The organism is Mesorhizobium sp. B2-7-1, from assembly GCF_006440735.1.
Classification (GTDB): domain Bacteria; phylum Pseudomonadota; class Alphaproteobacteria; order Rhizobiales; family Rhizobiaceae; genus Mesorhizobium.
In genome coordinates this window covers 1-5332 of record NZ_VFUA01000188.1, presented here as the reverse complement: position 1 = coordinate 5332, position 5332 = coordinate 1, and the positions used below count along the sequence as shown (strand labels likewise).

Annotated in this window: 9 protein-coding genes and 1 pseudogene; 3 read left to right on the top strand and 7 right to left on the bottom strand. The window is 64.4% G+C overall.

Annotation, left to right across the window (positions count from 1 at the left end; all coding sequences use genetic code 11):
• Positions 1 to 144: 144 nt before the first annotated feature.
• The 4 genes from FJ471_RS34040 to FJ471_RS35030 form a co-directional block, all read right to left on the bottom strand.
• The gene (locus FJ471_RS34040) at positions 145 to 462 is read right to left on the bottom strand and encodes a plasmid stabilization protein (RefSeq protein ID WP_140811057.1); all 318 of its coding nucleotides are present in this window, start codon (positions 460 to 462) and stop codon (positions 145 to 147) included.
• A 24-nt stretch (positions 463 to 486) separates the two neighbouring features.
• Entirely contained in the window at positions 487 to 705 is a 219-nt protein-coding gene (locus FJ471_RS34035; protein ID WP_140811050.1) for a hypothetical protein, read from the bottom strand.
• Positions 706 to 717: 12 nt separating this feature from the next.
• The gene (locus FJ471_RS34030) at positions 718 to 1212 is read right to left on the bottom strand and encodes a hypothetical protein (RefSeq protein ID WP_140811041.1); all 495 of its coding nucleotides are present in this window, start codon (positions 1210 to 1212) and stop codon (positions 718 to 720) included.
• A 150-nt stretch (positions 1213 to 1362) separates the two neighbouring features.
• A complete protein-coding gene (locus tag FJ471_RS35030; protein WP_181179943.1) occupies positions 1363 to 1464 on the bottom strand; it encodes a KGG domain-containing protein in 102 nt (33 codons plus the stop codon).
• A 442-nt stretch (positions 1465 to 1906) separates the two neighbouring features.
• Between FJ471_RS35030 and FJ471_RS34020 the strand changes: the two genes are divergently transcribed.
• Positions 1907 to 2131: a hypothetical protein gene (locus FJ471_RS34020; RefSeq protein ID WP_140811026.1), complete on the top strand. Its 225-nt coding sequence runs from the start codon at positions 1907 to 1909 to the stop codon at positions 2129 to 2131.
• 43 nt (positions 2132 to 2174) lie between these two features.
• Here the strand turns inward: FJ471_RS34020 and FJ471_RS34015 are convergent, their stop codons facing one another.
• Positions 2175 to 3068 (bottom strand): alpha/beta hydrolase, encoded by an 894-nt coding sequence (locus FJ471_RS34015; protein WP_140811018.1) that lies wholly within the window; start codon positions 3066 to 3068, stop codon positions 2175 to 2177.
• 30 nt (positions 3069 to 3098) lie between these two features.
• On the bottom strand, positions 3099 to 3332 hold the full coding sequence (locus tag FJ471_RS34010; RefSeq protein ID WP_140811012.1) for a hypothetical protein: 234 nt from the start codon (positions 3330 to 3332) through the stop codon (positions 3099 to 3101).
• A gap of 166 nt (positions 3333 to 3498) precedes the next feature.
• On the opposite strand from FJ471_RS34010, the gene FJ471_RS34005 reads away from it, so the two are divergent.
• Positions 3499 to 4218: a Crp/Fnr family transcriptional regulator gene (locus FJ471_RS34005; RefSeq protein ID WP_140811006.1), complete on the top strand. Its 720-nt coding sequence runs from the start codon at positions 3499 to 3501 to the stop codon at positions 4216 to 4218.
• A gap of 29 nt (positions 4219 to 4247) precedes the next feature.
• On the opposite strand, the gene FJ471_RS34000 is transcribed toward FJ471_RS34005, so the two are convergent.
• On the bottom strand, positions 4248 to 4547 hold the full coding sequence (locus FJ471_RS34000) for a DUF982 domain-containing protein (RefSeq protein WP_140810999.1): 300 nt from the start codon (positions 4545 to 4547) through the stop codon (positions 4248 to 4250).
• A 552-nt stretch (positions 4548 to 5099) separates the two neighbouring features.
• Between FJ471_RS34000 and FJ471_RS33995 the strand changes: the two are divergent.
• Positions 5100 to 5332 (top strand): annotated as a pseudogene (locus FJ471_RS33995) (short-chain dehydrogenase); the annotation flags it as partial.

The following is a 5332-nucleotide window of genomic DNA, read 5'->3' as shown; positions in this document are numbered from 1 at the left end:
CCTTGTGGGAGAAGGTGTCGCCGAAGGCGACGGATGAGGGGTGTTCCAGGGAACGCCAGCGTCTCACTCCGCTGGAATACTCCTCATCCGTCTCGGCGCAGTCGCGCCGATCCACTTTCTCCCACAAGGGGAGAGGGGAAGTCATCAATGATGCGCGTGGCTCTCATTCCTCTTACGCGTCGCGGCCGCCTTCCTGGCCGAAGCCGACCTGTCCGCCGCGGAGCGCTCGCCGGAGGCCTTGCCGCCCATCCTGCCACCCTTGTGCGCGGCCGGATTGCCGGTGTGCTTGCCGCGTCCGGAGCCGCCTTCCTCCTTGCCGCCGGCGTCGTCCTTGTTGACGGTCGCCCAGGCGCGCCGCTCGGCTTCCTTCTCGGACACGCCGCGCTTCTCATAGCCTTCGGCGATATGGTCGGCTTTGCGTTCCTGCTTGCCGGTGTATTTCGATTTGTCGCCACGTGGCATTTTTCTTCTCCGTGATTGGGGCGTTCAGCTCTCCGCCTTCATGGTTCGCGCAATCTCGAGCAGCTTGTCGCGATTATGGCCGTGCTCGCGGATCAGCTCGCGCGCCTGCTTCGGCGACAGATCGGTGTTCTCCGCCAGAAAGCGCACATCGGGATCGTCGCCGCCCGTGGTCGGCAGATTGCTTGTCCGTGGCGCGTCGGTCGCGCCCGGACGATGCGGGATGTTGTCGTTTGCCTGTGTCATTGCAGGCCTCCTTCAGGTTTCAGTCTGTCGGCTGCCGCGGCGCGCTTCCCTCTTGCGGCGCAGCACCTCGTCTGTGCCGATGATGTCCTTCGAGCCGCCGGTGATCGCGGTCGACACCACGGCCGGTGGATCGCTGGCCGGAAACGAGTCCTCGAGCCCGGATTGCAATTGCTCTTCCAGCGTGCCGGGATTTTCCGAGCGACCTTCGGTGCGCCGCTCGTCGATCTCTTCCAGGTCGTGCTTGGCGTCGGGATGCTCGCGCACATTGCGCAGCGTCGAGACGACGAGCTCGATCGCGAACTCCTTCATCGCCTCGCCATGCGGAGCGGCAACGTCCGTCTCCTCGATGAGGCGCACCAGCAACTTTTCCACCTTGTCCAGTTCGCGCATGCCCTGGCAGCGGGCCAGCCGTTGCGTCAGCGCATGGACCAGCAGGGGACCGAAGGTCGAATAGGCCTGCATGCGGGTCTCGTCGACGCGTTCGGGATGAAGCGTATGCAGCGACATTGGCGCCTCCATTGAAACATCCTGCGGTGGTCGCCTGTTTGCGGCGGCCGTCCTAGGTGAACTGGAGGAGGGAGAAGATGTTCCATCGAGGGCTGGAACTCGCCGCAGAAAGAAATGGCGTCCGTAAACGACACGGACGCCATTTGAAACTCAGTGCTGGCCGCCCTTGCGGCCGGCTTCCGATGCACGCTGGCGGTCTTCGGTGAAGTTGCCGCTGCCGCCTCTATGCCGGCCGGCGCTGCGCTGACCCATGTTACGGTCCTCGGCCTGCTGCTGGCCGCTGCCGCGATGCTGGTCTTCACGGTTCTTGTGGCTCTGCTGGCCGGCCTTGACGTGCTGTTCGTGGGTTCCGCCTTGATTGGGCATATCGAACTCCGTTGGTTCGGATTTTTTTCTTCAGGATGAACTCAAGGACGCGTTCGGCCTCCTTGAGTAAGGGGAACAGGTGCCGGCAATCGATGTTCCGGCTGAAACATTTCGTGACCCGGATAAGACTGAAGTCCGACCTGACCAAAGCATTGGGCTGGCTTATGCAACCAATCTGCTTTCCACGAATTGGGGAGCGGCCGTCGAGAAAAGCCCCCTCCATCGCCGGCCGTCCTGGTGCCCGCCGATCGCCCCGCGCGTAATTCCGGCGGGCACCAATATCCATCAACAAAAGGCCGCTCAACCGGCTTCGGAGTGAGACGACGTTTTGACCTATATCTCTGCAAAATCCGCCCGGCAGGACGCCGAAAGCCTGCCTGCCAACGACAACGACCGTGCGACCCGTGCCGATCTCTCGTTCCTCGATGGCATCAATGACGAGGACGAGGTCGCCGACATTGCCAGGCGCGCGGAGCGCCTCGGCCACGCCACGCTGATTGCAATGGCGGTCGGCCTGACGGCCTTGCCGCTGCTCTATCTGATGTTGGTGTGAGCCGGGCGGCCGGGTGCCGGCCGGCTCCCGGAAAGCGCTGTTTCTACCTTCCGGAAAAGAAGGCGTCGAGCGTAGCAGCCGTTTCGATCGGCGACTCCTCCGGAAAGAAGTGACCGCCGGGCATCGCTCCGCCGCTGGCATCGTCGGCCCAGCCCCGCCATATGCCCAGCGGGCCGTCTTCGTCCCGATACCATTCGGCGAGCGCGCCGTGCTCGCTCCACAGCGCCAGCAACGGACAGGCGATGCGACGACCCGCAGCTTGGTCTTCGCGATCATGCCGGCGGTCGAGCGCAGCCGCCGCGCGATACTCTTCGCAAATGGCGTGGATATGCGCCGGGTCGCGCAGCGCATCGATGTAAACTTGCCGCACGCCGGGCGGGAACGCGCCGGGCGCGGACCCCCAGCCGGAAAGCGCGTTGTCAACCACCGCTTCCGCGGCCGCCGCCAGCATCGTCTCCGGCAGCGGCTCGGGCTGCGCCAGCAGCGACCACGGCCAGTAGCCAAGCGCCAGCCGGTCGTCCGCCCGGTCCCAGGCATCGGCCGTGGCGATGATGTCGAGCACGGCGAGCTTCTCGACGCGGTCCGGATGGTCGAGCGCCAGCCGGTAGGCGACGCGCCCGCCGCGATCATGACCCGCGACCATGAAGCGCCGAAAGCCGAGCGTCTCCATCAGCACGACCATGTCGGCCGCCATCGCCCGCTTGGCATAGGGCGCATGGTCGGTGGCCGATGGCGGGCAGGAGCTTTGCCCATAGCCTCGCAAATCGGCGCAGACGACTGTGAAATCCCGTGCCAGGCTTGGCGCCACCTCGCGCCACATCAGATGCGTCTGCGGAAAACCGTGCAGCAGGAGCAGGCCGGGCCCGATGCCGGCGCGGCGGGCGAATATCGTTGCTGCGCCGGTGTCGATCTCCAACGCCTCAAAATCTGCGAACATGCTTGCCTCCGCGAAATGCAACGCTGGGCCTCAGTTCCAGGCCGAGTCCAACGTCAGCGACGCCTCGAATATCTGCACCTTTTCGGCGTTGCGCAGCTTCACGGTGATCTTCAGCCGCTCGACTCCCGGCGCCTCGTCGATGGCAATGTCCTGCAGGATGCGCAACGCTTCCAAGCGGGCGCCCTCCCGGCTGGCGAAAAGCTGCCCCTGGTCGTCGACCTGGCAGTGCTCGGAATTGTAGAGGTCAAAATAGTAGCGTTCCATCGATAGGCATTCCGGGCGGTTCGCAGGTTCAATCCCTGGCCGCGATCATGGTTCCAAGAGGTTGTTCCTGACGGAAAATCCATGGCGCGCCGACCCCTTGCGGCGCGCGCCCGTCTGCAACCAGCCCCGGCTTGCGGCGTTAGCTGTTGCGAATGGAGGACGCCGGATGCTGGAATCGCTCTACCTCAATCTCGGTCAGCACGACGCCTTGTCGGAAGAAGAAAAGGCGCTGCTCGCCGGCGCCATGTCGCTCGAAAAATATATCGCGGCCGGCGAGGACATCGTCACGGAGGGAACGCGGCCGATCCACAGCACGCTCATCGTCGATGGGCTCGCCGCCCGCTACAAAGTGCTGGAGGATGGCGGACGCCAGTTCACCTCGCTGCAGGTCGCCGGCGATTTCGTCGACCTGCACGCCTTCCTGCTGAAGACGATGGACCATGGCATCATCGCGCTCTCGCCTTGCCATGTGCTCGCCGCCGAGCACGGCAAGCTCAAGATGATCACCGAGCAGGCGCCGCATCTGACGAGGCTTTTGTGGCTGGACACGCTGGTCGATGGCGCCATTCACCGCGAATGGATCGTGGCTATGGGCCGGCGCTCAAAAATCTCGCATCTCGCGCATCTGATATGCGAGCTGTTCGTCAGGCTGCAAGTGGTGAAGAAGACCCGCGACATGAGCTTCCATCTGCCGCTGTCGCAGGCCGAGCTCGCCGACGTTCTCGGCCTTTCCGTCGTCCATATGAACCGGGTCATCGGCACGCTGCGCCGCATGAACGTCATCAGCTGGACGAGCCACCAGCCCGCCATCCTCGACTGGGAGCGCCTGGTCGCGATCGCCGAGTTCGATCCGACCTATCTCAGCATGAGGCGCGAGCCGAGATAGGCCGGCATGGAACAGGTGGTTTGCGGCGCCTAGCCGGGCGGCGTCTTGGAGCGCGACGAGAGGTCGTCCAGCATGGTGAGCGCGGCGCTTGGCTGGGCAGGCTTCAGCAGGCCCTGCTGCGTGGCGACCTTCTTGAAGGCGGCAAAGGCGATCGCCGGCCGGCAAATGCCGGCGATCGCGTCGTCCACCAGTCGCACCGCCTTGAGATAGTCGGGCGCATCCTTGTTTTTCCATGCGCCGGCAAGTGCCTTCTTGGCCTCGGCGACGGTCGTGACCACCATGGAGCCGCCGCTGACGAAGCGGATGGTGAGTGGCAGGAAACGGCTCATCGACGTCTCACCATCCGAGCCATTCGCGCGTGCGCAAGGCAAGGCCGACAAAGGGCGCGGCCGTGACCATGGCGGCGGCGAGGACGAAAAGCGGGCTGTTCAAACGCAATGATTTCATGATGCACCACAAAATGGGGGTTGGCCGTAAACGATGACTGTGCCGGTCGGTTGCATCCGCCGGGCAAGTCCGCGCTGAGGTTACATGTTGCTCGCGGGCCGCATCGGCGGCGCCGGCCGATGCGGTGGCCTGGGACGCGGCCTGACCGGCACATCCGCGAGCGAGGCGCGGATCACCCTGACGGGGATCGGTGGTGCGGCAGCACGTCGGCGCAGCAATGCGGCTGAGAGGTTGCCGATATAAGTTCGAACGTCCATGGGACTCCTCCTCGAGAGTCCCCCCAATGGCCAATGGTTAGCACCGCGGAGTGGGGCTTGGCATTTAACTTTGATGTATCTCCGATACCTGGGATGGGGTGCGACAAAACCGTTGGCAGGGTATCGCGAAGCCAACTTTTTTTGCCGGCATGCGTTGTCCCTTCAAAGGAGACCATCATGCCGATCAGCAGCCGAACGAAATCCGACGCGGCCCGGAAATCAGGCGCGGCCAAGAAGACGGACACGCAGAAGACCGCGCGCAGGCAGCGCAGCGTTCAGCGCAAGGTCGATGCCGCCGACCGCCGCAAGCCGAAGGCAAAAGCGACGGGCGCCATGCAGGCCGGCGCGCGCCGGTATCCCGTTCCGCCTTTCCCGAAGCAGCATCATGCCAAGCCCGGCGAGGAATGGGC